Origin of the sequence: Pseudomonas sp. PSKL.D1 (genome assembly GCF_028898945.1) — a bacterium.
Lineage (GTDB): Bacteria > Pseudomonadota > Gammaproteobacteria > Pseudomonadales > Pseudomonadaceae > Aquipseudomonas.
In genome coordinates this window covers 1,404,467-1,430,861 of the sequence record NZ_CP118607.1, presented here as the reverse complement: position 1 = coordinate 1,430,861, position 26,395 = coordinate 1,404,467, and the positions used below count along the sequence as shown (strand labels likewise).

The 26,395-nt window shown below is 63.3% G+C and carries 24 protein-coding genes, 1 pseudogene and 1 riboswitch; of the genes and pseudogenes, 5 read left to right on the top strand and 20 right to left on the bottom strand.

All coding sequences use genetic code 11. The annotated features are described in order from the left end of the window. The 15 genes and pseudogenes from cobC to PVV54_RS06250 form a co-directional block, all read right to left on the bottom strand. Positions 1-570: an alpha-ribazole phosphatase family protein gene (cobC, locus tag PVV54_RS06320; RefSeq protein WP_274909115.1), complete on the bottom strand. Its 570-nt coding sequence runs from the start codon at positions 568-570 to the stop codon at positions 1-3. After that, a complete protein-coding gene (gene cobT, locus PVV54_RS06315; protein ID WP_274909114.1) occupies positions 567-1,622 on the bottom strand; it encodes a nicotinate-nucleotide--dimethylbenzimidazole phosphoribosyltransferase in 1,056 nt (351 codons plus the stop codon). The genes cobC and cobT overlap by 4 nt, the downstream gene beginning before the upstream one ends. Further along, on the bottom strand, positions 1,619-2,140 hold the full coding sequence (gene cobU, locus PVV54_RS06310) for a bifunctional adenosylcobinamide kinase/adenosylcobinamide-phosphate guanylyltransferase (RefSeq protein WP_274909113.1): 522 nt from the start codon (positions 2,138-2,140) through the stop codon (positions 1,619-1,621). The genes cobT and cobU overlap by 4 nt, the downstream gene beginning before the upstream one ends. A 1-nt stretch (position 2,141) precedes the next feature. Continuing rightward, positions 2,142-3,596 carry a cobyric acid synthase gene (locus PVV54_RS06305; RefSeq protein WP_274909112.1) on the bottom strand — a complete coding sequence of 485 codons (1,455 nt, stop codon included), beginning with the start codon at positions 3,594-3,596 and terminating at the stop codon, positions 2,142-2,144. Continuing rightward, on the bottom strand, positions 3,593-4,585 hold the full coding sequence (gene cobD / locus PVV54_RS06300) for a threonine-phosphate decarboxylase CobD (RefSeq protein ID WP_274909111.1): 993 nt from the start codon (positions 4,583-4,585) through the stop codon (positions 3,593-3,595). The genes PVV54_RS06305 and cobD overlap by 4 nt, the downstream gene beginning before the upstream one ends. After that, entirely contained in the window at positions 4,578-5,486 is a 909-nt protein-coding gene (cbiB, locus tag PVV54_RS06295) for an adenosylcobinamide-phosphate synthase CbiB (protein WP_274909110.1), read from the bottom strand. Before cbiB ends, cobD begins: the two co-directional genes overlap by 8 nt. After that, the gene (gene bluB / locus PVV54_RS06290) at positions 5,483-6,133 is read right to left on the bottom strand and encodes a 5,6-dimethylbenzimidazole synthase (protein WP_274909109.1); all 651 of its coding nucleotides are present in this window, start codon (positions 6,131-6,133) and stop codon (positions 5,483-5,485) included. The genes cbiB and bluB overlap by 4 nt, the downstream gene beginning before the upstream one ends. Beyond that, positions 6,130-7,425 carry a cobyrinate a,c-diamide synthase gene (locus PVV54_RS06285; RefSeq protein WP_274909108.1) on the bottom strand — a complete coding sequence of 432 codons (1,296 nt, stop codon included), beginning with the start codon at positions 7,423-7,425 and terminating at the stop codon, positions 6,130-6,132. Before PVV54_RS06285 ends, bluB begins: the two co-directional genes overlap by 4 nt. Beyond that, positions 7,422-8,033 (bottom strand): cob(I)yrinic acid a,c-diamide adenosyltransferase, encoded by a 612-nt coding sequence (cobO, locus tag PVV54_RS06280; RefSeq protein ID WP_274909107.1) that lies wholly within the window; start codon positions 8,031-8,033, stop codon positions 7,422-7,424. The genes PVV54_RS06285 and cobO overlap by 4 nt, the downstream gene beginning before the upstream one ends. A gap of 119 nt (positions 8,034-8,152) precedes the next feature. Next, positions 8,153-8,326: riboswitch (cobalamin riboswitch) on the bottom strand. Continuing rightward, positions 8,327-10,876: a dermonecrotic toxin domain-containing protein gene (locus PVV54_RS06275; RefSeq protein ID WP_342456614.1), complete on the bottom strand. Its 2,550-nt coding sequence runs from the start codon at positions 10,874-10,876 to the stop codon at positions 8,327-8,329. Positions 10,877-10,993: 117 nt separating this feature from the next. Then, a complete protein-coding gene (locus tag PVV54_RS06270) occupies positions 10,994-11,527 on the bottom strand; it encodes an NlpC/P60 family protein (RefSeq protein ID WP_274909105.1) in 534 nt (177 codons plus the stop codon). A gap of 135 nt (positions 11,528-11,662) precedes the next feature. Beyond that, positions 11,663-12,301, bottom strand: coding sequence for a C40 family peptidase (locus PVV54_RS06265; protein ID WP_274909104.1), 639 nt, complete (start codon positions 12,299-12,301; stop codon positions 11,663-11,665). 126 nt (positions 12,302-12,427) lie between these two features. After that, on the bottom strand, positions 12,428-13,132 hold the full coding sequence (gene hda, locus PVV54_RS06260) for a DnaA regulatory inactivator Hda (RefSeq protein ID WP_274909103.1): 705 nt from the start codon (positions 13,130-13,132) through the stop codon (positions 12,428-12,430). A gap of 127 nt (positions 13,133-13,259) precedes the next feature. Further along, positions 13,260-14,333, bottom strand: a complete 1,074-nt coding sequence (locus tag PVV54_RS06255; RefSeq protein WP_274909102.1) for an AI-2E family transporter — start codon at positions 14,331-14,333, stop codon at positions 13,260-13,262. A 12-nt stretch (positions 14,334-14,345) separates the two neighbouring features. Then, positions 14,346-15,394: pseudogene (locus tag PVV54_RS06250) on the bottom strand (DUF2066 domain-containing protein). 471 nt (positions 15,395-15,865) lie between these two features. On the opposite strand from PVV54_RS06250, the gene purM reads away from it, so the two are divergent. From purM to PVV54_RS06225, 5 genes are all read left to right on the top strand, one after another. Further along, positions 15,866-16,924: a phosphoribosylformylglycinamidine cyclo-ligase gene (gene purM / locus PVV54_RS06245; protein ID WP_274909101.1), complete on the top strand. Its 1,059-nt coding sequence runs from the start codon at positions 15,866-15,868 to the stop codon at positions 16,922-16,924. After that, positions 16,924-17,577: a phosphoribosylglycinamide formyltransferase gene (gene purN, locus PVV54_RS06240; RefSeq protein WP_274909100.1), complete on the top strand. Its 654-nt coding sequence runs from the start codon at positions 16,924-16,926 to the stop codon at positions 17,575-17,577. Before purM ends, purN begins: the two co-directional genes overlap by 1 nt. An 8-nt stretch (positions 17,578-17,585) precedes the next feature. Next, entirely contained in the window at positions 17,586-18,296 is a 711-nt protein-coding gene (locus PVV54_RS06235; RefSeq protein WP_274909099.1) for a DUF3108 domain-containing protein, read from the top strand. 185 nt (positions 18,297-18,481) lie between these two features. Beyond that, entirely contained in the window at positions 18,482-19,540 is a 1,059-nt protein-coding gene (locus PVV54_RS06230; RefSeq protein ID WP_274910394.1) for an IS110 family transposase, read from the top strand. Between the two features lie 469 nt (positions 19,541-20,009). After that, on the top strand, positions 20,010-20,192 hold the full coding sequence (locus PVV54_RS06225) for a hypothetical protein (RefSeq protein ID WP_274909098.1): 183 nt from the start codon (positions 20,010-20,012) through the stop codon (positions 20,190-20,192). A 46-nt stretch (positions 20,193-20,238) separates the two neighbouring features. Here the strand turns inward: PVV54_RS06225 and PVV54_RS06220 are convergent, their stop codons facing one another. The 5 genes from PVV54_RS06220 to cysM all read right to left on the bottom strand — a co-directional run bounded on the left by PVV54_RS06220 (position 20,239) and on the right by cysM (position 26,320). Beyond that, entirely contained in the window at positions 20,239-20,778 is a 540-nt protein-coding gene (locus PVV54_RS06220) for a DUF2058 domain-containing protein (RefSeq protein ID WP_274909097.1), read from the bottom strand. Positions 20,779-20,804: 26 nt separating this feature from the next. Then, positions 20,805-21,638, bottom strand: a complete 834-nt coding sequence (mazG, locus tag PVV54_RS06215) for a nucleoside triphosphate pyrophosphohydrolase (RefSeq protein ID WP_274909096.1) — start codon at positions 21,636-21,638, stop codon at positions 20,805-20,807. An 86-nt stretch (positions 21,639-21,724) separates the two neighbouring features. Beyond that, complete coding sequence (gene relA, locus PVV54_RS06210; protein WP_274909095.1) at positions 21,725-23,965, bottom strand: GTP diphosphokinase; 2,241 nt, start codon at positions 23,963-23,965, stop codon at positions 21,725-21,727. Positions 23,966-24,061: 96 nt separating this feature from the next. After that, on the bottom strand, positions 24,062-25,420 hold the full coding sequence (rlmD, locus tag PVV54_RS06205) for a 23S rRNA (uracil(1939)-C(5))-methyltransferase RlmD (RefSeq protein ID WP_274909094.1): 1,359 nt from the start codon (positions 25,418-25,420) through the stop codon (positions 24,062-24,064). Further along, positions 25,421-26,320, bottom strand: a complete 900-nt coding sequence (cysM, locus tag PVV54_RS06200) for a cysteine synthase CysM (protein WP_274909093.1) — start codon at positions 26,318-26,320, stop codon at positions 25,421-25,423. Between the last annotated feature and the right edge of the window lie 75 nt (positions 26,321-26,395).

Here is a 26,395-nt window from a genome sequence, read left to right as displayed (position 1 = left end):
TCAGCAGGCCTCGCTCAATTCGCCATCTGCACCCAGCGTCAGACGTTGCAACGCCCCATGGCCGACCTCGACCTGCAACAGCTGTTCGCGGGGCAAACCCCGGGCCCGTGCCAGCAACAAACGCATGACACCGCCGTGTGTCACCACCAGCACGCGCTGGCCGGCATACCGAGCGGTCAGCCGCCCTACTGCTGCCAGCACGCGCTCGGCGAAGGCAACGACCGGTTCGCCATTTGGCGGGGTGTAAGCGTAGGGGTCGGCCCAGAAACGGCCCAGTTCATCGGCTTGTGTTTCCATGATCTGCAGCGCGCTGCGCCCTTCCCAGTCGCCAAAATGCAGCTCCTGCAACGAGGCCTCGCGCTGCACCGGCAGGCCCAGGCGTGCGCCCAACTCATCGGCAAAGCACGCACAGCGCTGCAGCGGCGAGCTGACCAGGACGTCCCAAGGGCCGGCCTCGGCGACGGCTGCACGCATTTGTACCCAGCCCGTTTCAGTCAGCGCATCGTCCAGGCTACCGCGCAGGCCGCCGCCCTGTTCGGTTTCGCCGTGGCGCAGCAGGTCGAGGATCATGCCGGGCGGTCCGCCACGGCCGCTTCGGCGAAGGTTGCCATTTGCCCGTGCAGGGCACAGGCCAGCCGCAGCAGCGGCACCGCCAATGCTGCGCCACTGCCTTCACCCAGACGCAGGCCCAAGGCCAGCAGCGGCTCGGCTTCCAGCGCATTCAGCAATGCCTTGTGCCCAGGCTCTGCACCCTGATGGGCAAACAGCAACCAGGCGCGGCACTCAGGGTTCAGGCGCACGGCCACCAGCGCGGCAACGCTGCAGATGAAACCGTCCACCAGCACCGCGACCCCTTGTTGCGCACAGGCCAGATAGGCACCGGCCAAAGCCGCGATCTCGAAGCCACCCACGCACGTCAACGCTTGCAGCGGCTGATCGGCGCGCAAGCCATGAAACGCCAGCGCCTGGGTGACCACCTGCGCCTTGTGCTGCACGCCCTGCGTGTCCAGGCCGGTACCCGGCCCGCTCAGCTCGCTGGCCGGGCAACCCAGCAAGGTACTGGCCAGCGCTGCAGCGGCGGTGGTGTTGCCGATGCCCATTTCGCCACCAATGAACAGTTGCGCGCCTTGCGCCGCCGCACGCTGAACACTGTCGCGCCCCGCCTGCAAGGCGGCCTGCAGTTGCAGGTCGGTCATTGCCGGCTGGCGGGCGAAGTTGGCGGTACCGGCCCCAAGCCGCAGGTGGCGCACCCCCGGCAGTTCCAGATGTGGGTCGATCGTGCCCAGGTCGACCACTTCAAGGCTGGCCTGCAACTGGCGGGCAAGTACGCTGATCGCTGCACCGCCGCCAACGAAGTTGCGCAGCATCTGCCCGGTTACTGCCTGCGGGTAGGCCGAGATGCCCTCTTCCACCACGCCATGGTCACCGGCGAAGATCGTGATGGCGACCTGCTCCAGCACGGGCCGTTCACGCCCCTGCAAACCTGCCAGTTGCACGGCCAGGCCTTCGAGCTGGCCCAGCGAGCCGGCCGGCTTGGTCAGCTGCTGCTGACGGGCGCGGGCCTGATCCATGGCAGTGATATCGAGGGGTTGGCAGGCTTCTCGCCACCAGGGTTGGTTCATAGTGCAGGTCCTTTAAGCATGAGAGGCAGGCCAGCTACGGTGAGCACCACGCGCTGGCAACGTTCGGCAACGGCCTGGTGCAGCCAGCCAGCCTGGTCGACATAGCGCCGGGTCAGTTCGCCCATCGGCACCACGCCCAGGCCGGTTTCGTTGCTGACCAGAATCACCGTGCCCGGCAACTGCGCCAGGCTGGCCAGCAGCGCATCACGCTCTTCGGCCAGGCGCTGCTCGTCGTCGAGCATCAGCAGGTTGGTCAGCCACAGCGTCAGGCAGTCCACCAGCAGGCAACGCCCTTCGGCGGCTTCGGCACGCAACACGGCGGCCAGCGCCAGCGGCTCTTCGATCAGGGCCCATTCAGCGGGCCGGCGCTGGCGATGCAGGCGCACCCGCTCATTCATTTCGCCATCCAGCGGTTCGCTGGTGGCGATGTAGGTCACTGGCAGGCCACTGTCAGTGGCCAGTTGCTCGGCCAGGCGGCTCTTGCCGGAGCGGGCACCACCCAGGATCAGATTAAGCATGTCAGGCTACCCCGCACAGCTGGCGCAGCTGATCGGTGGCCAGATGGTTTTCCACCAGGTCGGCCAAGCGCTCAATGTCGCGCTCACGCAGGGCTTCGTAGTCGATGGTCTGGGCATCGCACACGCCAGCCCAGCGCAGCAATGCCGCGCAGGAGTGGCTGCCTTCGAACAGGCCGTGCAGGTAAGTGGCGAGGATTTGGCCATCCGCGCTGATGGCGCCGTCCCGGCGGCCATCGGTTAGTTGCACGGCAGGCTGCTCAAGCGCCGGCCCAGTGGTGACGCCCGCGTGGATCTCATAACCGCTGACCGGCGATGTTTCGAGGCTCAGGGTGCCGGCCACGTTGCGCAACTGCTTGTCGGCCTCCAGCACCGTGCTGTAGTCGAGCAGGCCAAGCCCGGCACTGGAGCCGGCAGGCCCCTCCAGCCCAAGCGGGTCGTGCACTTCACGGCCAAGCATCTGCAGCCCCCCGCAAATCCCGATCAGCTTGCCACCGTAGCGCAAGTGCCGGGCGATGGCTGTGTCCCAGCCGCGCTCGCGCAGTTGTGCCAGGTCGCCCCGCACGCTCTTGGAGCCGGGCAGGATGATCAGGTCGGCCGGCGGGATCGGCTGGCCCGGCCCGATGAACTGCAGGTCTACCTGCGGGTGCAGGCGCAGCGGGTCGAAGTCGGTGTGGTTGCTGATACGCGGCAACACCGGGACGATCACCTTCAGCACGCGCTCGCCATTTACAACTTGGCGTACGTCCACGGCATCTTCGGCCTCAAGGTGCAGGTCGGTCACGTAAGGCAACACGCCCAGTACCGGCTTGCCAGTACGCTGTTCAAGCCAGTCCAGGCCCGGCTGCAGCAGAGCAATGTCACCCCGGAAGCGGTTGATGACAAACCCCTTTACCCGCGCCTGCTCACTCGGCGACAGCAGCTCAAGCGTGCCGACCAGGTGCGCGAACACCCCGCCCCGGTTGATGTCGGCCACCAGTATCACCGGGCAGTCGACCGCTTCGGCAAAGCCCATGTTGGCGATGTCGCCGGCACGCAGGTTGATCTCGGCCGGCGACCCCGCCCCTTCCACCATCACCACCGGGTAGGCTGCACTCAGGCGCTGATGCGAGGCCAGTACGGCCTGCATGGCGATGGCTTTGTAGTCGTGGTAGGCAACCGCGTTCATGCTGGTGACCGCACGGCCATGGATGATCACCTGGGCGCCCGTGTCGCTGTTGGGCTTGAGCAGCACGGGGTTCATGTCGGTGTGGGGTGCCAGGCGGCAGGCTTGGGCCTGTACCGCCTGGGCACGGCCGATTTCGCCGCCGTCGGCGGTGACGGCACTGTTCAGCGCCATGTTCTGCGGTTTGAACGGCACTACGGCAACTCCCTGGCGCAGCAGCCAGCGGCACAGCGCGGTAACCAGCGTGCTCTTGCCGGCATCGGAGGTGGTGCCTTGCACCATGAGGGTGGTCATGCCGTTTCCTTCTGATAGGCGGCCAGTGCGTCGGCCAGGCGCTGTTCGTCGGCTTCACAGGCCGGCAGGCCCAAGCGTACGGCGGCCGGTTGGGTAAACAGCCGCACCAGGATGCCGCGCCGGGCGAGAAAGTCATGCAGGTGTTCGGCACGCTCGCTGCACACGTACTGGAACAGGTCGCAGCCGCCATAAGCAGGCAAACCGTGATGCGCCAGCAGCGAAGCCAACCGCTGGCTGGCACCGGCACAGCGGGCGATCTGCTGCTGATGGGCAGCGTCGTCGGCAAAACAGGCCTGGGCCAGCACCCGGGTCGGGCCACTTACGGTCCACGGCCCAAGCAGGTCGGCCAGGCGCTGCAGTAATGCGGGCTCTGCACACACGCAGCCCAGCCGCACCCCGGCAAGGCCGAAGAACTTGCCAAACGAGCGCAACACGATCAGGCCGGGCAGGCCTGTGCAGTCGACCACGCTGTGCGCGGGGGTGTTGTCCATGAACGCTTCGTCGACCACCAGCCAGCCACCGCGTGCGGCCAGCCGGGCGCGCCAGGCCAGCAGGGTATCGCGGGGGACGCGCCGCCCGGTCGGGTTGTTCGGGTTGACCAGCACCAGCACGTCGAGGCTGTCGAGGGCCGCTTCGACCTGGGTTTCATCCAGCTCCAGCAGCGTATGCCCTGCCCTTTGCCAGGCGTGGGGATGCTCGGCGTAGCAGGGCGACAGTACGCCCACCCGGCCACATGGGCGCAGATGCGGCAAGGCCTGGATCGCGGCCTGGGAACCGGCAACGGGCAACAGATCGCGCGTGCCGTAATAGCGACGTGCTGCCGTTTCGAGGCCGTCTTCCGCTTCCGGCAGGCGTGCCCAGGCCTCCACCGGGATCGACGGGATCGGGTACGGCCAGGGCGCGATGCCGCTGGACAGGTCAAGCCAGCTTTCCCGGGCGATTCCGTACTGCCGCACTGCCCGCAGCAGGCGGCCACCGTGTTCAAGCATTGAGGTACGCTCCCAGGCAGATCACCAGCAACCACAGCCAAACACCGCGCTGCACCAGGCTCCAGCCACGCTCGATGGCGTCGGCATCGGCGACCGGGCCTTCACCCAATTGCGGGCGCTCGTGCAGTTCGCCGTGGTACACCGCCGGGCCACCCAGCTCGACCGCCAAGGCGCCGGCCCCGGCTGCCATTACCGGGCCGGCATTGGGGCTGTCCCACAGCGGGCCCTGTTTGCGCCAGCACGCCAGTGCCAGGCGGGTTTTACCCAGCAATGCGTAGGTCAAGGCCACCAGCCTGGCAGGAATGTAGTTCAGCACATCATCAACGCGCGCGGCGCACCAGCCAAAACGCTCGAAACGTTCATTGCGGTAACCCCACATGGCATCGAGGGTGTTGCACAACCGATAGAACACGACGCCGGGCGCGCCAGCCACCACAAACCAGAACAACGCGGCAAACACCGCGTCGCTGCCGTTTTCCAGCACCGACTCGGTAGCCGCACGGGCCACTGCAGGCACATCGAGTTCGCGGGTTTCGCGGCTGACCAGGTAGCCGACCCGGCGGCGTGCCTCATCCAGGTCCCCTTGGCGCAACGCATTGGCTACGGGCAACACGTGCTCGCCCAAGCTTCGCAACCCCAAGGCACAGTAAAGCGCCAGCACCTCAACCAGCCACCCGATGTAAGGCAACCACGACAGGATCAACGCGACCAGCGTCAGCGGCACCACGGCCAGGAACCAGGCACTTACGCCATGGCTGCGCCAGCCCCGCCCGCCTGCATTCAGGCGCCGCTCCAGGCTCGACGCCATGTTGCCGAAGGCCACCAGCGGGTGGTGCCGCCGTGGCTCGCCCAGCAACGCGTCCAGGGCCACACCGGCCACGGTCAGCAACGCCACGCTCATGGGCACTCTCCCCAGGTGTTCTCGAACAACATTTCACTCAACGGGCGTTCTTCGGCCCAGTTTTCCTGCACCAGCATCGGTGCCTTGTAGAACTCGGTCACCGGCCCCAGGCACAGCACCGCCACCGGTTTTGCCCCGGCAGGCATGCCCAGCAGGTCGGCCAGCGCTTGCGGGTCGAACAGCGATACCCAGCCCAGCCCCAGGCCCTCGGCACGTGCGGCCAGCCACAGGTTCTGGATGGCGCAGGCCAGCGAAGCCAGGTCCATTTCCGGCAAGGTTCGGCGGCCGAATACGTGGTTTTCGCGCTTGTCCATCAGGGCTGCCACCAGCACTTCAGCGCAGTCGTTGATGCCCTCGACCTTCAGCTTCATGAATGCGTCGGAGCGCTCACCCAGCGCCTCGGCCGTGCGTACCCGCTCGTCTTCGACCAGCGCCTGAATGCGCCCGCGCAAATCCTGGCGAGTGATACGTATGAAGCGCCACGGCTGCATCAGGCCGACACTGGGCGCCTGGTGCGCGGCGGCGAGCAAGCGCCCCAACAGTTCGGGCGCGACCTTGCCCCCGGCAAAGTGGCGCATGTCACGGCGCTCGCCAATGGCGCGGTAAACCGCGGCGCGTTCTTGCGCGCTGAAGGCATGGTCACTCATGGGCGCAACAACGCCGACGCCGCATCAGGGTTGGACGGGAAGTAGAAGTGCACATAAGAGGCCGTCAGGCGGCCCAACCGGTACACCGCCTCGTTGCCACGCCCACCGTTGGGGCTCAGGCCACGGGCAATCGGCTGCAGCTCGGTACTGGTCAGGGAATGGTGGTAGGTGTGGCCACGCAGCGTGCCTTCCGGCAGTTCAACCGCCTGCAGGGCCAGCGCTGCCAGGCGCTTCTGCATGGTCGCCTCGCCCGGCAGCAGGCCAAGCAGTTCGGCGCGCTCGCCGGCAACGTCGGTCAGGGCATCGAGCAGGTACAGCATGCCGCCGCATTCGGCCAACAGCGGCTTGCCTGCCGCGTGGTGCTTGCGGATGGCTTCACACATGAATGTGTTGGCCGCCAGTGCATGGTGGTGCAATTCGGGGTACCCGCCCGGCAGGTAGAGACTGTCCACCTCCGGCAGCTCGCGGTCATGCAGCGGCGAGAAGAACGCCACCTGCGCGCCAAGGCTGCGCAGCAGGTCGAGGTTGGCGCCGTAGGTGAAAGCAAACGCCTCATCCCGCGCCACGCCGATGCGCACACCGGCCAACGAGGCGGCAGGCAACTCCGGCTGGGGCTGCGCAAATGCCACTGGCGGCGGCAAGGCCGCGTCGCAACTGGCGCCCAAGGCCTCGGCAGCAGCGTCCAGGCGCGCATCAAGGTCGTTTAGTTCGCTGGCCTGCACCAGGCCCAGGTGGCGGCTGGGCAGTTCGATGCCGCGCTCGCGCGACAGCCCGCCGTACCAGCGCAGGCCTTCGGTCAGGCTGCCTTCGAGCAGCTGCGCGTGCCGCAGCGTGCCCACGCGGTTGGCCAGTACACCGGCAAATGGCAGGTCGGGCTGGTAGCGTGCCAGGCCCAGGGCCAGGGCACCAAAGGTCTGGGCCATTGCCGTGCCGTCGATCACCGCCAGCACCGGTACGCCAAAATGGCGCGCCAAATCAGCGCTCGACGGGGTGCCATCAAACAGCCCCATGACGCCCTCGATCAGAATCAGGTCGGCTTCTGCTGCAGCCTCCCAGAGCAAACGCCGGCTTTCCTCGGCGCCGATCATCCACAGGTCGAGCTGGTACACCGGCGCACCGCTGGCCCGCTCCAGGATCATCGGGTCGAGAAAGTCCGGCCCGCACTTGAACACCCGCACCTTGCGCCCGAGGTTGCGATGCAGCCGGGCCAAGGCCGCGGTTACGGTAGTCTTGCCCTGGCCAGAGGCCGGCGCCGCGATCAGTACGGCCGGGCAGTGTCGCGCTTCACTCACAATTCAACGCCCTTCTGCGCACGAACACCTGCCTGGAAGGCATGCTTGAGCATGCCCATCTCGGTCACGGTATCGGCCATTTCGACCATTTCGGGTTTGGCCGCGCGGCCGGTGACAATCACATGCTGCATCGGTGGCCGCGCCTGGATGTCGGCGAGCACCTGGTCCAGGTCGAGGTAGCCGTGCTTGAGGGCGATGTTCAGTTCATCCAGCACCACGAACTGCACGGACGGGTCTTGCAACAACTGGCGCGAAACCGCCCAGGCGGCCTCGGCGGCGGCGATGTCGCGCTGACGGTCCTGGGTTTCCCAGGTAAAACCCTCGCCCATCACGTGGTAGCGCACTTGCTCGGGAAAACGGCGGAAGAACAGCTCTTCGCCCGTGCTGTTGCGGCCTTTGATGAACTGCACCACACCGCATTGCATGCCATGGCCCAGCGCACGGGCGAGCATGCCGAACGCCGAACTGCTCTTGCCCTTGCCATTGCCGGTAAGTACCAGCAGCAGGCCGCATTCGTTGGGGGAGTTGGCGATGCGCTCGTCGATGATCGCCTTCTTGCGCTGCATGCGCGCCAGGTGGCGTTCGTCGCGGTCGGTGGGTTCGCTCATGGGGGTTCTCCGCAGGCTGACGCCACCAGAGCAGCAGCGACAGGTCGATTGACGGGCAGACGGAGAATGCGCAGGGCCTTGGCGGCAAGCCACGGAGCACCGCGCATCACCCTCCGTGATGCCGTTGGCAGTAACAGGCCGGTCTCCGGGCTTGTGAGCGGCCCTGAGCGGCCTTCGACTCACCTACCGTTGCGGGGGCAGCGCCGGAATCGCGCCCTGCTGGCGCTCACCGGCTTCCCAGTTTCACCCGACCCAGACGAAGCTGGCAGGGCACCTGAAACACGCCGCGAAGGTTAGAGGGTTGTGCCGGGAGCGTCAATCGACGCGGGCAGCGCCCCGCCTGGGAAAAAGCGCTGAGCCACGCCCGGGGTCTTGAAACGCGCCTGATACACAGATAAGTCAAACGGCAGGCCGGTACGCAAGTCGTACACCGGGCCTGCTGCTGGCGTCGGTACCTGCTTCAGCGTGACGTGAATGAAATGAAAGCCCTCGCCGTACACCTGCTGCAAACTGTCGATACGGAAATAGTTACCAGGCCGGAACAGTGATTCCGCTTCATCCCAATACAACGAGAATGGGCTGATTGGCGTTGCATGCTGATACTCCCCAGCCGGCAGTTCGTACACCACGGAAGAATCATCGAAAACCCCCACAAGGTCGCCGGACGCCTTGGTGGGCTCTGCCGAGGCGAATGTTGCCGCTTTGTAAGGGTTCTCACTGAACGATGTCATATCGATATTGACCAGGATGTCTCCTGCCTTCAACTGGCCGCTGCGGTAGCGTTCACCGCCGGTCCCTCGCGAACGGTGGCCGCCGCGATACAGCACCGCCTGGTTATTTGTGGGTAAGCGCTCCAGCTCATCGGCCAATTCACTGATGTACACATCCTCGTCGTCATGGCGATATGAGCCGTAACGGAACACTTCATTGATCTTCGATTCGTCGTTGGTGTAATACTCGATCAACGAATTGAAGTACTCGCGCTCATGCCGGTAAGAATAGTGCGGTGTACCGTCCACCATGACGCAGTCCAGCCCACGGGCATCCAGATCAGGCGCTCGGCCTGATGGCAACGGCACAATGCCCCAATCGACCAGTAACTTCTTCTGACGGCTCAGCGCACGTGCGGACAGCGTCAGGCTTTTCGTACCATCAGCCACCGTGTAGGTTTCCCAGAAACGCGACGTGGTACTGGGAATTTCAACCGCCACCGGCGGGCTACCCCCAAGCAATTGCGGGCGCGCCAGCAGTTCCCATTCACCGGCTTCATTCAACCGCACGGGGTTGACAGGGACGAAGGCAAAAGGATTTTCAGGTGGTACTACCAGCCATTTCGCCATGTCCGGGCTGTAGCGCACCCGGTAGGCCACGCTGTTTATCACGATCCAGCAACTGCCATCGCTGCCAACCCGAATACCACGCAGCCGACCCTGAACTTCAGGTGCCACCGCAATCATCTCGTTCGCCTCACGGCTTTGCAGTGACAGGGTTGGCGCATGCACCACTTCCCAGTGCTCGAGCGGAACACTCAACTCATGAGCAGGCACCTCATAGGCCAATGTGGCGAAACTGGACTGAAAACCCAAATCGGCCATGTTCAAGGCCGCGAACAGGCTGTCCAGCATGGCTTCACGCAGCGCGCTTTTGCGGCTTTGCTCATCGTGCGCGTGCACAGCCTCGTCCACATCGAGCCCCACTTTCGCAACACTGGCGCCCAGCAGCATGAGCGTCATCGGCCACCCCAACGGTGCAAAGCCTGCAAACACCTTCAGAAACGCCGCGAGATAGCCTTTCCACATGGCTTTACGCAGGTCACTGTTGCTCAGCATCAGGCCTGTGGTGTGGCGCATGTCGTCACGGGCCTGATTACTCAGATACTTGAAAAAGTCAGCCGAGACGGGCTTGGCCATGAACACCAGCAGTTGTTCGGCAGCCTCGACGGAGACACTGTCGGCAATGCTCTTCAGGTGACGCCGCACGGTATGCTCGCCCGCACTGGACTGAATACCTGCCAGCGCAGCGCTGGCAAAGGCATCCAGGGTTTCAGCGACCTGTAACTGGCCACGCAGCCACCGCGCCATCGCCCGCACCGAATCGAACCCCCTGAAAGCATCGGCCTGCCAGGGCATGTACAGCATGACGCGACCGTCCGCCGCTTCCAGGCTGTAAAAGCACCCCCGGTCACGCTCGTCGAGCACGTACCTGATGGCAGTCAGCGGGCTGTGGGCGCTGTCATGCTGCAACTGTTCCAGGGTCGGCATAACCCCGGCCACCAGTGCATCCGACGCCATCGTACGCAGGCGGGCGTAATCAATCTCGGTGATCTGCCCGGCGCGCCTGGCGATGACACCTCGCCCCAGCATGTTGATCTTGGCCAGCACCCGGAAGTGGCGCCCATAAGCGCTCCAGAAGTGCTCTACAGCGGCCTGATACTCCGAGGCAAAATCGATGTCCCAAAAATCGAGCCGCACCTGGCTACCCAACATGGGCACCTCGTTGTGCTGGTCGTAAAACGAAGCGTTCGGCCCCTGCCGGTAAAAGCCACCCCACTGGTTGATCTCGTCAGGCACCATCTGAAAGTGCCTGTCAAACCGCTCCGTAATCAGCTCGGTGAAAAGCAAGGATTTCAATGGCGGCCCAGCATGTTCCCAACCAGTAAACGTCAAGCGGGTATTGTTGGCCCTGCCAAACTGATGCCACCAGACGAAGCGCGGGTCCATCGCCCTGCCCGTACGCTTGCGCAGGATATTCAGGGCATGCTCCCGGGCAAGGAAGGAAGGGTCCGGGTAAGCATGGATGATTTCATCCACTAGGCGAACCAAAGGCCGCCCCGCATCCAACATTGCAAGCTGAAGTTCCAGCCTTTCACTCACGCTGCTCATGACTCGCTCCCGATTGTCGAACAAAGACGACAATCGTTACCGCGGCGAGAGGGGCAAACGTGGTAGCTGGCTGCTACCTCAGCGATTCTGTGCCAGATGCTCCGGGGGCAATACGCGCTTGGCCTGCAGATAGGCCTTGGCCCAATAGCTGTTGGATAAGTAGTCCAGGCGCACGGTACCACCAGCAGAAGGGGCGTGTACGAACCGCCCTTCCCCCACATAGATACCGGCGTGGCTGACCTGCGAACCACCACTGGTCGCGAAGAACACCAAGTCCCCTGACTGCAGGGCATTGATCGCCACGGTCGGCGCGCGCATCACGATCATTTCACGCGTGGAACGCGGCAAGCTGATACCGGCAGCATCGCGGTAGACATAGCCGATCAGGCCACTGCAATCGAACCCCGAGTCCGGTGTATTACCGCCCCAGCGGTAAGGCGTGCCCACCAGGCCGATGGCACGAATCAGCACATCATCGGCAACCGGCGAGGCCATGCTGGGGGCATAGGTGATTTGTGGCTGCACCACAGGGGCCGGTGCCGGGGCACGGCTGGAACAGGCGGCCAGCAAGGCCACCAGGGAAAGGAATGCGAAGCGCGCCATTATTGCCATGGCCAGAACATCCTGTCTGAGACCGCAGGGCCGCAGCCGAAAAGAGTTGAGAATTTAGATTAGACGCTTTCTGTAAATGCGCACGGCGGCGAGCTTTTCAGCATCGCCGCCGCGGCAGGTTACATCATTTTGATATCAGTTGCGCGCGATGTTGGTAGCAGGCGCCATGGCCAAGGCACGCTTGGCTTCGATGAAGGTCTTGCTCCAGTAGCGGTCACCGAGGCTGTCGATGCGCACACCACCGCTGCGGCGGCTGCTGGAGTGGATGAACTGGTTGTCACCCAGGTAGATACCGGCGTGGCTCACACGGCCACGGCCGTTGGTGCTGAAGAACAGCAAATCGCCTGGCTTGAGCTTGTTGCGGGCAACCTTGGGCGCATCGACGTTGATCATTTCGCGGGTCGAACGCGGCAGGGTCATGCCGGCTTCTTCGCGGAACAGGTAGCCGATGAAACCGCTGCAGTCGAAACCGGACGCCTCGGAGGTGCCGCCGAAACGGTAGCGGGTGCCGATCAACGACATGCCGCGTTCGAGGATGCTGTCGGCCAGCACCGGCAACTGGTAAGGCTTGCTGCTGGAGAATGCCGCCAGGTCGTCTTCGGACGCCTGCTCTTGTTCGCCGAATACGGAAGATGGCGAAGCCTTGGCATTGATTGCCGCCTGAGTGGCGACCGGGGTGTGTTCCTGCGGCTGGGAAACCGGGCCTTGGGCCGCGCAGCCAAAAAGCAGGGTCACGAGTGCGAGTGGCACGAGGGGTGCGAAGCGCTTCAGCATGGGCACGACCGTGTCTTTAATCCTTTAGAAGGTTGCGACTATGCCTTCTATCGGGACCATTTGCAAATTTTATCGAAAAACATGTGACTTTTTTGTGCTCCGGCTGCAAGCCCCGTATTCCGGGGGCTACCAGCCGAGTGTTTCTTTCAGGAAAGGGATAGTCAGCTTGCGTTGTGCTTGCAGGGAGGCCTGGTCCAGGCGCTCGAGCAAGTCGAACAGTGCACTCATGCTGCGGGTGCCGCGGGTGAGGATGAAATGGCCGACTTCATCGGTCAGGTGCAAGCCACGGCGCGAGGCCCGCAGCTGCAGGGCGCGCAGCTTGTCTTCGTCGGACAGGCCGCGCATCTGGAACACCAGGGCCAGGGTCAGACGGGACTTGAGGTCGGGCAGCTTGATCGGCAGCTCGCGCGGCGACGCGGAAGCCGCCAGCAACAGGCGCCGACCGCTGTCGCGCAGGCGATTGAACAGGTGGAACATGGCCTCTTCCCAATCGGCCTTGCCGGCGATTACATGCAGGTCGTCAATGCACACCAGCTCGTACTGCGCCAGGTAGTCCAGCAGCTCCACGCCTCGGTCGAGCAGTTGCGCCAAGGGCAGGTAAACAGCCGCCTCGCCGCGCTGCTGGAAACGGTGTGTGGCGGCCTGCAGCAGGTGGGAGCGGCCCACACCCTGCTTGCCCCACAGGTAGATAAGGCTCTCGGTCCAGCCGGCGTCGGCCTCGCATAGCCGCTCGACATAGCCCAATGCCGCGGCATTGGCGCCCGGATAGTAGTTGATGAAGGTGGCGTCATCGCGCAGACGCACACCCAGGGGCAACTGGATCGGTTTCATGCTGGCGGGCGGTCGCGAGGACCACAGGGGGCCTTTGGTGAACAGTGTGCAAAGTCTATACCCGCAACGCGTGCTGCACAATCCGGCAGTCGGATTGTGCAAGCAAAATCAACAGGTTAAACCGCGATCAAAGGTCCGGATCAACGTCCCCCGCATACATGTCCGACTCTTTATACAAATCGTGCACATGCCGCAGCAGTACCATGATCACTGCCGCCACCGGCAACGCCAGCAGCACGCCCGTAAAGCCGAACAGCTCGCCACCTGCCAGGATGGCGAAAATGACCGCCACCGGGTGCAGGCCAATGCGGTCACCCACCAGCAGCGGCGTAAGCACCATGCCTTCCAGCGCCTGGCCGACCATGAACACCGCGACAATCCCCACCAGCGGGTACAGGTCGCCGCCAAACTGGAACAGCCCGGCCACCAGTGCAGCGCCGATGCCGATGATGAACCCCATGTAGGGGACGATGGCCGCCAAGCCGGCCAGCATGCCGATCAGCAGGCCCAGCTCCAGCCCTACCAGCATCAAGCCGGCGGAATAGATGACGCCCAGCGCCAGCATCACCATCAACTGGCCCCTCACGAACGCGCCCAGCACCTCATGGCACTCCCCCGCCAGCCCTACCACTTGCGACTCACGCTGGCGTGGCAACAGGCTGCGCAGCTTGGCCATCATCAGGTCCCAGTCGCGCAGCAGGTAAAAGCCCACCACCGGGATCAGCACCAAGTTGGCCAGCCAGCCGATCAACGCCAGGCTTGAAGCCGTCGCCTGAGACAGCACCACACCGACAATGTCGGTGGTTTGCCCCATGTGCTCACCAATGGCAGCCTTGATCTTGTCGAACTTCCAGAAGCCATCGGCAAGGCCCAGACGGTGCTGCACCCAGGGCAAGGCTTCATGTTGCAGCCAGTCGAGCATCTGCGGCGCCAGCTCATAAAGGCGCAGCAGCTGTTTGGCGAGCATTGGCACCAACACCAGCAGCAAGGCCATCAGAATCAGGGTGAACAGGCTGAACACCACCACCACGCCCCAGGTGCGCGAAAGCCCAAGGCGCTCCAGGCGGTCAACCAAGGGGTCAGCCAGGTAGGCCAGCAGGATGCCGACCAAAAACGGCGAAAGAATGTTATGCAGGCTGTACAGCAGCACGGCAATCAGCAGTGCCGCGCCAAGCCAGATCCAACGTCGGGTATCAAGCATCGTCACCACTCCTTACCAGCGAAAACGCAAGCCATCAAACGGCTTGGTGGCGGGAGGGGGCTACCTGGCTGAGCGGTGGCAGCGGGTGGCGGGGTTGCCGGGGCCTGTTCGGCGGGGACTTCCTGAAGCTTGGCCAGGCCCAGCTGGGCGCGCAGTTGCTCACGGTTTGCGGTAACGCCATACGTCAGGGTTTTGCCATCGGCCAACTGCAGGCGCGGGGCGTAGGGTTCCAGCACGCGGCTCAGCTCGGCATAGCGCTGCAGGTTCATGCCTTGCACCTGCAGTTGCAACTGGCTGCTGGCACCCGGGCGGGTTACATAACGAGGGGCCAGGCGGCTGCTCACGGCGAGCATCACGGCATCGGCCAACGCGGCCTGGTCGGCACCCTCCGCGTTGCCCTGTTCGCGCTGGTTGCCCAGCCACAGCTGCCATTTGCCCTGCCACTTGCCGTCAGCCTCATGGGCATGCACGGCCAGCAATGCATCGGCACCATAACGCTCGGACGCTTCGCGCAGTGGCGCCGGGTCGCTGCCTTCCAGTTGCTTGGCGTTGGCCACCAACTGCTCCTGCAAATCGGCCAGCGGCAGGCGCAATGGCAGACCACGATGCTGCGCGGCGCGGCGCAATGGCTGGGCCGACGCCTGCCCATCACCGACCAGGCTGCTGCCTTCAACAGTGTCATTGAGCCACCAGCCGAGGATCGACGGCCGGTTACCGCCCCACAACGCCAGCCCGGCCTTGCGCAAGGCCCGCTCGGTACTGCCCGGGTCGAACTCGACCATCACCGATTCCGGCGGGCCGGCCTCGGTACCGACCTGGTTGATGATTTGCTGCGGGTCCTTGCGCAGCTCGGCCAGCGCCGGATTCTGCACAGCCTTGGGGTCGCCGGTCAGGCGCAGCACCAAGGTATCCAGGGCCTTGACCGTGGCGGCCGAGCGCGCATCGGCGCCCTGTCCTTCCAACGGCTCACGCACCTGATAAAGCCCGGAAACCGTTTCGGCCTGGGTGGCGAAAGACGCCAGGGCCAGGCACGCCGTTGCCAGAATGTGGGAAAAACGCATGGAGGATTCCTGTCCAGAAAACACGGAAACAACGGGAGCGTAGCGCAGGGTTGGACCGTTGTTTGGGGCTAAATGCTTTCTTTACCTTATAGAGGGTTGGGGTGGTGAGCTAGTGTTCGCCGTTAGTGAGTTGGCGTCTGGGAGATCGAGCGCCGCCCGCGCGGCGCATCGCGGATAAATCCGCTCCTACAGGCTTACACCAGGCAGGCAACCATGGCCTTACAGATTCGGCACGTTGCAACAAATGTAGGAGCGGATTCATCCGCGATGCGCCGCGCGGGCGGCGCTTGATCTACGCCCCAAACACAAACTTCAAGCCAAGCGTCGGCCTGAGGATGGCCGCTGCACGGCAACCCTGATAAAATCGCGCGCCTTCACAGACCACTGACGTTTCAGGCAGCCACCCCACCCGGGCGGCGTTGGCCGTCAAGGTCGTTTTTACGAATCCCTCCCTCTTAAAGGCCTGGATCAATGAGCAAGCAACCCTCCCTGAGCTACAAGGACGCCGGTGTAGACATCGACGCCGGCGAAGCACTGGTCGAACGCATCAAGGGCGTGGCAAAACGCACCGCACGCCCTGAAGTCATGGGTGGCCTGGGCGGCTTCGGCGCCCTCTGCGAGATCCCGGCCGGCTACAAACAGCCGGTGCTGGTCTCCGGCACCGACGGCGTCGGCACCAAGCTGCGCCTGGCACTGAACCTGAACAAGCACGACAGCATCGGCCAGGATCTGGTCGCCATGTGCGTGAACGACCTGGTGGTATGCGGCGCCGAGCCGCTGTTCTTCCTCGACTACTACGCCACCGGCAAGCTCAACGTCGACGTGGCCGCCACCGTGGTCACCGGCATCGGCGCCGGCTGCGAACTGGCCGGCTGCTCGCTGGTTGGCGGCGAAACCGCCGAAATGCCTGGCATGTACGAAGGTGAAGACTACGACCTGGCCGGCTTCTGCGTTGGCGTTGTGGAAAAGGCCGAGATCATCGACGGCTCCAAGGTTGCCACCGGTGACGCGCTGATCGCCCTGCCGTCCTCCGGCCCGCACTCCAACGGCTACTCGTTGATCCGCAAGATCCTCGAAGTGTCCGGCACCGACATCGAGAACACCCAGCTGGGCGGCAAGCCGCTGACCGACCTGCTGATGGCGCCGACCCGTATCTACGTCAAGCCGCTGCTGCAATTGATCAAAAACACCGGCGCAGTCAAGGCCATGGCCCACATCACCGGTGGCGGCCTGCTGGACAACATCCCTCGCGTTCTGCCGAAAAACGCCCAGGCCGTGGTTGACGTGGCCAGCTGGCAGCGCCCGGCGGTGTTCGACTTCCTGCAGGAAAAAGGCAACGTCGACGAGCACGAAATGCACCGCGTACTGAACTGCGGCGTCGGCATGGTCATTTGCGTTGCCCAGGATCAGGTCGAAGCTGCCCTGAACGAACTGCGCGCCGCCGGTGAGCAGCCATGGGTGATCGGCCACATCGCCGAAGCCGCCGAAGGCGCCGCCCAGGTCGAGCTGCAAAACCTCAAGGCGCACTGATGCCGAGCAAGACCTGCAATGTGGTAGTTCTGCTGTCGGGTTCCGGCAGCAACCTGCAAGCCCTGATCGACAGCGCCAGCCATGGCGACGGCCCGGTACGCATCCGCGCGGTGGTTTCCAACCGCGCCGATGCCTACGGGCTACAACGGGCCGCGGCAGTCGGCATCGACACCGCCGTGCTCGACCACAAGGCCTTCGACGGCCGCGAAGCCTTCGATGCCGCGCTGATGGCGTGCATCGACGGCTTCACGCCGGACCTGGTGGTGCTGGCGGGCTTCATGCGCATCCTCAGTGGCGACTTCGTGCGCCACTACCAGGGCCGCCTGCTCAACATCCACCCTTCGCTACTGCCCAAGTACAAGGGCCTTCATACCCATCAACGGGCATTGGAAGCCGGTGATGCCGAGCACGGCTGCAGCGTACACTTCGTCACCGAGGAACTCGATGGCGGCCCATTGGTCGTACAGGCTGTGGTGCCGGTAGCCTCTGGCGACACGGCTGAAAGCCTGGCCCAACGGGTTCACCACCAGGAACACCAGATCTACCCGCTTGCGGTGCGCTGGTTTGCCGAAGGGCGCTTGCGCCTGGGTGAATCAGGTGCATTACTGGATGGCCAGCCCTTGCCGGCCACTGGTCATTTGATCCGCCCTTAGGAGAATTTATGCGTCGCGCCCTGCTCTTGGCTCTCGCCGTGCTCGCCCTGCCCCTCCAGGCAGCTGACCTTAAGCCCTTCTCGGCCAGCTACACCGCCGACTGGAAGCAACTGCCCATGAGCGGCACTGCCGAACGCAGCCTGGTCAAGAACGCCAACGGTACCTGGGACTTGAACTTCAAGGCCTCCATGATGATTGCCAGCCTGACCGAACAGAGCACGCTGCGCATGGAGAATGACACCCTGCTGCCGCAAAAGTACCACTTCGAGCGCGGCGGCCTGGGCAAGGCCAAGAAGGTTGACCTGACCTTCGACTGGAATGGCAAGAAAGTCACCGGCAGCGACCGTGGCGATGCGATCAGCCTGCCGCTGAACCGTGGCGTGCTGGACAAGTCGTCCTACCAACTGGCGCTTCAGCATGACGTGGCCGCCGGTAAGAAGAGCATGACCTACCAGGTGGTTGACGGTGACGAGATCGACACCTACGACTTCCGCGTGCTGGGCACCGAAAAAGTCACCACCAAGACCGGCCAGGTCGATGCGGTGAAGGTCGAGCGCGTGCGCGACCCAAGCCAGAGCAAGCGCATCACCGAGCTGTGGTTTGCCAAGGATTGGGACTACCTGCTGGTGCAACTGCGCCAGGTGGAGACCGATGGCAAGGAATACGTGATCGTGCTGCAGGATGGCACGGTGGGTGGGCGGTCGGTTAAGGGCAACTGAGCCTGCTGCCCTCCAAGCCCCGCCCAGCGCGGGGCTTTTTTGTGCCGCATTGGCACCTGTAATCGATGGACTCGCCCCCGCCGAGGCATCACAGTGCCACGGTGGCGTTCGAAGAAGCCAACGGCAGCGAGGGCGAGACCATGAAAAAGCATAGTTCGAAGCACGATTCCCTGTCTTCCACTGATGTGGAGCTTTGCACAACCATCTGCGTAGACTTGGCCAAACAGGTCTTCCAGTTAGCAGGCGAGGATGCTACCGGTCGGGTGATCTACGAAGATCGCATCAAATCCCGACAGGCTTTCCATGATTTCCTACTCAAGGTGCCAGTGACGGTAACTGTCTTGATGGAGTGTGGTCCGGGTGCGCAAGCCTGGGCCAGGTTGCTGCAGGCCAAGGGTAATCCGGTTCGCATTCTGCCTGCGCAACGCGTGGCCGAGCACCGCAGTGGCGCCAAGAACGACCGTAACGACGCTCATGCCATTTTGCGCGCTGGTCGCGACAGCAGCATCGCCTCGATACCGGTCAAGAGCACCACAGCACTGACTATTCAGGCGCTGCACCGTATCCGGCGCGGCAACATCAAGCGACATACAGCGCTGGGTAATCAGATGCGTGGCTTGCTGCTTGAGCATGGTGTATCCATGCCCCAAGGTGATACCGCGATCAGTACACATGTACCGCGAGCTCTTGAGGATGCCTCCTTGCCCCTGCCTGATTTGTTGCGCGAGTTGCTCGATGAACTGCTAGCTGACTGGCTCTTTCTGAGTGAGCGCATTGCGACGCTAAGTGCGCGGCTCGAAGCGACAGCCCAAGAGGATAAGGTCGCACAACGGTTGATCACCATTCGTGGTGTCGGCCCCATCATCGCCACGGCGATCGTGGCGAAAGAGACAGAACCTGCACGCTTCGCCAGTGGCCGGATGTTTTCTGCTTTCTTCGGTGTCGTGCCCGACCAGCACAGCAGCGGAAACAAAATCAGGCTGGGCAGAATGAGCAAGCGAGGTGACGGCTACATACGCAGCTTGATGATTCAAGGCGCGCATGCTGTCTTGAGTCAGCTAAAGCCTGATTCCGATCAGCCAGATGATCGCCGCCTCTTGCGCTGGCTATCCCGCCTTGGGCGCAAGGAGGCGGCGATCAGACTGGCTAATCGAAATCTGCGCATTATTTGGTCACTGCTGCAAAGTGATCAGGTTTATCAACGCAAACCGAAAGGTCATGAGGAGGCTGCCATGAGCAGCTGATCAACCGAGCAATGCCACCGGGGCGCTGCGCGCCCCAACCCCTGCTAGTGAACATTGCCCCTTGGTAAGACCGTCGCAGAGAAATGCCTCCGCTCCTACAGGCCCGGCAACATTATGGCCTCAATGTAAACGGCAAACTGCGAGCTCACCACGATGTTGGCCAGAAGCGAAAAGCTTCCTCGAATAGGCCTGATACATAGATGCAACCGGGTTCCTATGTTCAAAAAGCAGCTAGACAGTGTGGGCGAGTCCATACATAGGAGCGGCTTCAGCCGCGATCCAGGCGACGCCGTAGCTGGCACCGGCTGCGCCGGTGATCGCGGATGAATCCGCTCCTACACACAGAAGACAACATCAGCCAATCATGAAACTTGTTTCATGGCCGTTTTATTTACTTAGCCTGCTAACAAACTCTATAAAGGGGGTGTGCGACACAGTGTCGCAACCAACTGAAAAGTGGAGTTTACCGATGACAGTCCAAGTAACCGAACGCGACGAATCGAAAATGTCCCACGAAGGCCTGGCTTGCGGCCTGCGGATTTGGGATGTGCACCAGCAAGGCGAATTGGTGGGGATGTTCCATAACGAGCAGGACGCCCATCAGTACCGCGCAGAACTGGAAACCCTCGAGAACCAGCGCGCCACGCAATGACACAGTCTTCCAAAAGAAAACCCCGCCTAGGCGGGGTTTTTCGTGCTTACCACATCAGATCATCCGGGATCTTGTAGGCCGCGTACGGGTCGTCCTCATCCGCTTCCTCGACATGGGTGTTGAGCAGCAGGATACGCCCGGCATCACGCTCCTGGATCTTCACCGCCGCCTCACGCGGGATCACTTCATAACCACCGCCATACGACACGACCGCCAGTGCACCGTTGCTCAGCTTGGTGCGCATCAGGGCGTTGACGGCGATGCGCTTGACCTTCTTGTCGTCGACGAAGTTGTAGTAGTCCTCGGTGTTGAGCTTGGGCAGGCGGGTCGCTTCGATCAACTGCTTGATCTGCGCGGCACGGGCCTTCTGCTCGGCCTTTTCCTGCTGCTGGCGGTTCAGCTCCTGGTCACGCTTGGCCTTCTCGGCCATGGCTTCCTTGGCCAGACGCTGCTGGCTGTCATCGACTTCGACCTGGCCTTTATGCTCCAGGCGTTTCTGTTTTTTCTCGGCCTTGTTGGTCTGGGAGACCTGTTTCTGGTTGACCAGACCGGCCTTGAGCAATTGGTCGCGAAGGGAAAGACTCATGGATATTCACTCACTTATGCAGCCGCTCAGCCGCAGCTGGGCAGGTTCTTTTCCTGACGCTTGGCTTCGCCCCACAGGGCGTCCAGCTCGTCAAGGTTACAATCTTCAATCGGCCGACCGCTGTCGCGCAATGCCTGTTCGATAAAGCGGAAACGCCGCTCGAACTTGCGATTGGCACGGCGCAGGGCATTTTCCGGGTCTTGCTTGAGGTGACGGGCCAGGTTGACGGCAGCGAACAGCAGGTCGCCGACTTCGTCTTCAAGGGCCTCGGCATCGCCGTCGGCCATCGCTTGCAGCACTTCGTCGAGTTCCTCGCGCACCTTGTCCAGTACCGGCAATGCTTCGGGCCAGTCAAAACCGACGGTGGCCGCGCGTTTTTGCAGTTTGGCTGCTCGTGACAAGGCAGGCAATGCCGTGGGTACGTCATCTAGCAGCGAAAGCTGTTCAGGCGTGCTTTTTTCGGCGCGTTCCTCGGCTTTGATTTCCTCCCAGCGCGACTTGACCTGGCCCTCGCTGAGCTTGGGGGTGTCGACAGGCGCGTACAACTCGCCGGTAGGGAATACGTGAGGGTGCCGACGGATAAGCTTGCGGGTGATGCTGTCGACCACGCCGTCGAATTCGAAGCGGCCTTCTTCGCGGGCCAGCTGGCTGTAGTAGACCACCTGGAACAGCAAGTCGCCCAGTTCGCCCTGCAGGTGTTCGAAGTCACCACGTTCGATGGTGTCGGCCACTTCGTAGGCTTCTTCGATGGTGTGCGGGACGATGCTGGCCCAATTTTGCTTGAGGTCCCATGGGCAGCCATATTGCGGGTCGCGCAGGCGGGCCATGAGGTGGAGCAGGTCGTCGAGGGTGTAGGTCATTGTTGGCAGGTCCTTCGGGGTGGCTGCCTCGCGGATGAATCCGCTCCTACAGGGGCGAATTCATCCGCGAGGCAACCATCGCGGTCTCAAGGCGTTCGATTACGCCGCGTCTCGATGATGTTCGGCAACTGCGAAATCCGCCCCAGCAAGCGCCCCAGCGCATCCAGGCCCGGGATTTCGATGGTCAGCGACATCAGCGCGGTGTTGTCTTCCTTGTTCGAGCGAGTATTCACCGCCAGCACGTTGATCTTCTCGTTCAGCAGCACTTGCGACACGTCGCGCAGCAGGCCCGGGCGGTCGTAGGCGCGGATGACGATGTCGACCGGGTAGGTCTGCACCGGGATCGGGCCCCAGCTCACCTGGATCATGCGCTCCGGCTCACGCCCCGACAGCTGCAGCACCGAGGCGCAGTCCTGGCGGTGAATGCTCACGCCGCGGCCCTGCGTGATGTAACCGACGATGGCATCGCCCGGCAGCGGCTGGCAGCAACCGGCCATCTGCGTAAGCAAGTTGCCCACACCCTGGATCTGGATGTCGCCACGCTTGCCGGTACGCGGGCCGGTGGGCTTGCGCGGCGTCAGCTCGATCTGCTCGATGCGCTCCGGCTCCAGCAGTTGCTGCGCGGCGTTGACCAGGTGCGCCAGGCGCAGGTCGCCGGCGCCGAGCGAGGCGAACATGTCCTCGGCGGTCTTGACGTTGGTTTTTTCGGCCAGGCGCTCGAAGTCCACCTGTGGCAGGCCCAGGCGGCTGAGTTCACGCTCCAGCAGGGTCTTGCCTGCAGCCACGTTCTGGTCACGCGCCTGCAGCTTGAACCAGTGAACGATCTTGGCCCGCGCCCGCGAAGTGGTAACGTAGCCCAGGTTGGAGTTCAGCCAGTCGCGGCTCGGGTTGCCGTGCTTGCTGGTGATGATCTCCACCTGCTCGCCGGTTTGCAGGCTGTAGTTGAGCGGCACGATGCGCCCGTTGATCTTGGCGCCACGGCAGTTGTGGCCGATCTCGGTATGCACGCGGTAGGCGAAGTCCAGCGGCGTGGCACCCTTGGGCAGGTCGATGGCGTGGCCGTCGGGGGTGAATACGTACACCCGGTCCGGCTCGATATCGACCCGCAACTGCTCGGCCAGGCCACCGATGTCGCCCAGCTCTTCGTGCCATTCCAGTACCTGGCGCAGCCAGGAAATCTTTTCTTCGTAATGGTTGGAGCTGGGCTTGACGTCGGTGCCCTTGTAGCGCCAGTGGGCGCAAACGCCCAGCTCCGCTTCTTCGTGCATGCCGTGGGTACGGATCTGCACTTCCAGCACCTTGCCCTCGGGGCCGATCACGGCGGTGTGCAGCGAGCGGTAGCCGTTTTCCTTGGGGTTGGCGATGTAGTCGTCGAATTCCTTGGGGATGTGCCGCCACAGGGTATGCACGATGCCCAGCGCGGTGTAGCAATCGCGCACTTCCGGCACCAGCACGCGCACGGCGCGCACGTCGTAGATCTGGCTGAATTCCAGGCCTTTGCGCTGCATTTTGCGCCAGATCGAATAAATATGTTTTGCCCGGCCACTGATGTCGGCATTCACCCCGGTGGCCAACAGCTCGTTCTGCAGCTGGTTCATCACGTCGCTGATGAAGCGCTCACGGTCCAGCCGTCGCTCATGCAACAGCTTGGCGATTTGCTTGTACTGGTCAGGTTCCAGGTAGCGGAAGGACAGGTCTTCCAGCTCCCACTTGATATGGCCGATGCCCAGGCGGTGCGCCAGTGGCGCATAGATATCAAACACCTCGCGGGCTACCCGCAGGCGCTTTTCGTCATCGGCGGACTTGACCGCACGGATCGCGCAGGTACGCTCGGCCAGCTTGATCAGCGCCACGCGTACGTCGTCGACCATGGCCACGAGCATCTTGCGCAGGTTCTCGACCTGCGCCTGGGAACCCAGCACCAGCGACTGGCGAGGGCTGAGGCTGGCGCTGATGGCGGCCATGCGCAGCACGCCGTCGATGAGCTTGGACACCACCGGGCCAAAACGCTGGCCGACTTCAGCCAAGGTCACCTTGCCTTCGCGTACCGAGCGGTAGATGACCGCCGCTACCAGCGAGTCCTGGTCCAGCTTGAGGTCGGCGAGGATTTCGGCGATTTCCAGGCCTGCCTGGAAGCTGGACGTACCGTCCGCCCAGGAATGCTTGGCCGGGTTGCCCTTTTTCTCGATCTCCTGGGCGAACTCGCAGGCATCCTTGAGCGCCACACGATCCAGTGCCGAGTCGACGCTCACCACATGATCCAGCCATGCTTCGAGATTGATACTGCCGTCGGTGTTGACCGGCTGGTGCACTCTCACCTGTACCATCTTTGTTTTACCTTTCCATACAGCGCACCACGCGGGTGCGCTGGCTATCACCGTGCGGCATCCATTCCCTGAACGCCGCACCAAGGGGCCAGCCTGCTAGCCCGCTTCGAATAACGCCATGGCCTCGACATGCGCCGTTTGAGGAAACATGTCGAGAATCCCGGCCCTTTTTAACCGGTACCCCTGGCCGACCAGCACTTGGGCGTCTCGCGCCAGCGTGGCCGGGTTGCACGATACATAGACCAGCCGCCTGGCCTTCAGGCGTGCGATATGTAGCACCACCTCGTAGGCACCGTCGCGCGGTGGATCCAAGAGTACCGCAGAAAAGCCCTCGGCGGCCCACTCGGCGCCTGCCAAAGGCTGCGATAAATCGGCCTGAAAAAACCGTGCGTTATGCACATTGTTGTTCCGGGCATTGGCCGCGGCCCGATCGACCATGGCCTGCACACCTTCCACCGCCACCACCTCACGCGCCTGCCGGGCCAGCGGCAAGGCAAAGTTGCCCAGGCCGCAGAACAGGTCCAGCACGCGCTCGTCGGCCTGCGGTGCAAGCCAGGCCAGCGCCTGCTCGATCATCGCCGTGTTGACCTGGGCATTGACCTGCACAAAGTCGCCCGGGCGCCAGGCCAGTTCAAGCTGCCAGGGTTCCAGGGCGAAGCCGAGTTTCGCGTCGGCATTCACCGGCGCCGGCTCGCCCTCGCCTTGCAGCCAGAGCTGAGCCTTGGCTTCATCGCAAAACGCCTGCAAACGCATCAGGTCATCGTCCGGCAACGGTGCAACGTGGCGCACCAGCACCGCCTCGGCAGTACCGCTGAACAATTCCACATGGCCAATGGCCTGAGGCTTGGCCAGCGAACGCAGCACGGTTGGCAAGTGGCGCATAATGGACTGCAAAGGCTGTACCAGCACCGCGCACTCATCGATGGCGACGATGTCCTGGCTGGCCTCGGCCCGGAAGCCCACCTCCAGCTGACGCGCCTTCACATCCCAGCGCACCGCCACGCGGGCCCGGCGCCGGTAACCAAATTCCGGCCCGCTCAGCGCAGCCGCCCACTGCTCGGGTTGCACGCCAGCAACGCGCTGAAGCTGTTCGGCCAGGGTGCGCTGCTTGAGCGCCAGCTGGCCCTCGTGAGGCAGATGCTGCAGGTTGCAGCCGCCGCAGCGGTCGTAATACCGGCAAGGCGCCTCGCGGCGCTCGGGGCTGGCCTGCAGCACGCGCTCCAGGCGCGCCTCCACGACCTTGCCGCGGGCATTGAGTACGCGCGCCTCGACCGCTTCGCCAGCCAGCGCACCGCTGACAAACCAGGTACGCGCTTCATGGAAGGCAATGCCACGGCCGTCACCGGCCAGGCGCTCGATTTCCAGGCGCTGTTTTTTGCCCACGGGGACCTGGGGCGTGCGGTTGCCGCCGGCCGGCTGAAAGCGCAGGCCGCTGTTGCTTTTCTTTCTGGACATTTAACTCGGATCGAACAGGCCGGTGGAAAGGTAACGGTCGCCTCGGTCGCAGATGATAGCGACCATTACAGCGTTTTCCACTTCACGGGACAGACGCAACATCGCCGCCACCGCACCACCGGAAGACACGCCACAGAAAATGCCCTCTTCACGGGCAAGGCGGCGGGTGGTGTCTTCGGCTTCCTGCTGAGACATGTCGACCACGCGGTCGACGCGGGTGGCGTCGAAGATCTTCGGCAAGTATTCCTCAGGCCAGCGGCGGATGCCCGGAATGGCCGAGCCTTCCATCGGCTGCAGGCCGACGATCTGCACTGCCGGGTTCTGCTCCTTGAGGTACTGCGAGCAGCCCATGATGGTACCGGTGGTGCCCATGGAACTGATGAAATGGGTAATGGTGCCCTGGGTCTGCTGCCAGATTTCCGGGCCGGTGCTGTTGTAGTGGGCAATCGGGTTGTCGCCATTGGCGAACTGGTCGAGCACCAGGCCACGGCCTTCGGCCTGCAGCTTCTCGGCCAGGTCGCGGGCGCCTTCCATGCCCTCTTCCTTGGTCACCAGAATCAACTCGGCGCCGTAGGCAGTCATGGCGGCCTTGCGCTCGGCGGTGGAGTTGTCGGGCATGATCAGGATCATCTTGTAACCCTTGATCGCTGCCGCCATGGCCAGGGCAATGCCGGTGTTGCCGGAGGTGGCTTCGATCAGCGTGTCGCCGGGCTTGATCTGGTTGCGCAACTCGGCACGGGTGATCATCGACAGGGCCGGACGGTCTTTTACCGAGCCGGCGGGATTGTTACCTTCGAGCTTGAGCAGGAGGGTGTTGCTGGTTTCTCCAGCGATGCGCTGCAGGCGAACCAGGGGCGTATTGCCGACGCAATCGGCGATGGTTGGGTACTGCAAGGTCATGATGCTTTTCACAATCCGGACGGCAGGGGCGCCTATCATACCGGCAAACCCCTCGCGGCCATATCACGCAATCTG

Bases quoted from the DNA above. Each gene is read 5' to 3' on its own strand.
- cobC (WP_274909115.1), bottom strand. From the start codon at position 570: ATGATCCTCGACCTGCTGCGCCACGGCGAAACCGAACAGGGCGGCGGC.
- cobT (WP_274909114.1), bottom strand. From the start codon at position 1,622: ATGAACCAACCCTGGTGGCGAGAAGCCTGCCAACCCCTCGATATCACT.
- cobU (WP_274909113.1), bottom strand. From the start codon at position 2,140: ATGCTTAATCTGATCCTGGGTGGTGCCCGCTCCGGCAAGAGCCGCCTG.
- PVV54_RS06305 (WP_274909112.1), bottom strand. From the start codon at position 3,596: ATGACCACCCTCATGGTGCAAGGCACCACCTCCGATGCCGGCAAGAGC.
- cobD (WP_274909111.1), bottom strand. From the start codon at position 4,585: ATGCTTGAACACGGTGGCCGCCTGCTGCGGGCAGTGCGGCAGTACGGA.
- cbiB (WP_274909110.1), bottom strand. From the start codon at position 5,486: ATGAGCGTGGCGTTGCTGACCGTGGCCGGTGTGGCCCTGGACGCGTTG.
- bluB (WP_274909109.1), bottom strand. From the start codon at position 6,133: ATGAGTGACCATGCCTTCAGCGCGCAAGAACGCGCCGCGGTTTACCGC.
- cobO (WP_274909107.1), bottom strand. From the start codon at position 8,033: ATGAGCGAACCCACCGACCGCGACGAACGCCACCTGGCGCGCATGCAG.
- PVV54_RS06275 (WP_342456614.1), bottom strand. From the start codon at position 10,876: ATGTTGGATGCGGGGCGGCCTTTGGTTCGCCTAGTGGATGAAATCATC.
- PVV54_RS06270 (WP_274909105.1), bottom strand. From the start codon at position 11,527: ATGGCAATAATGGCGCGCTTCGCATTCCTTTCCCTGGTGGCCTTGCTG.
- PVV54_RS06265 (WP_274909104.1), bottom strand. From the start codon at position 12,301: ATGCTGAAGCGCTTCGCACCCCTCGTGCCACTCGCACTCGTGACCCTG.
- hda (WP_274909103.1), bottom strand. From the start codon at position 13,132: ATGAAACCGATCCAGTTGCCCCTGGGTGTGCGTCTGCGCGATGACGCC.
- PVV54_RS06255 (WP_274909102.1), bottom strand. From the start codon at position 14,333: ATGCTTGATACCCGACGTTGGATCTGGCTTGGCGCGGCACTGCTGATT.
- purM (WP_274909101.1), top strand. From the start codon at position 15,866: ATGAGCAAGCAACCCTCCCTGAGCTACAAGGACGCCGGTGTAGACATC.
- purN (WP_274909100.1), top strand. From the start codon at position 16,924: ATGCCGAGCAAGACCTGCAATGTGGTAGTTCTGCTGTCGGGTTCCGGC.
- PVV54_RS06235 (WP_274909099.1), top strand. From the start codon at position 17,586: ATGCGTCGCGCCCTGCTCTTGGCTCTCGCCGTGCTCGCCCTGCCCCTC.
- PVV54_RS06225 (WP_274909098.1), top strand. From the start codon at position 20,010: ATGACAGTCCAAGTAACCGAACGCGACGAATCGAAAATGTCCCACGAA.
- PVV54_RS06220 (WP_274909097.1), bottom strand. From the start codon at position 20,778: ATGAGTCTTTCCCTTCGCGACCAATTGCTCAAGGCCGGTCTGGTCAAC.
- mazG (WP_274909096.1), bottom strand. From the start codon at position 21,638: ATGACCTACACCCTCGACGACCTGCTCCACCTCATGGCCCGCCTGCGC.
- relA (WP_274909095.1), bottom strand. From the start codon at position 23,965: ATGGTACAGGTGAGAGTGCACCAGCCGGTCAACACCGACGGCAGTATC.
- rlmD (WP_274909094.1), bottom strand. From the start codon at position 25,420: ATGTCCAGAAAGAAAAGCAACAGCGGCCTGCGCTTTCAGCCGGCCGGC.
- cysM (WP_274909093.1), bottom strand. From the start codon at position 26,320: ATGACCTTGCAGTACCCAACCATCGCCGATTGCGTCGGCAATACGCCC.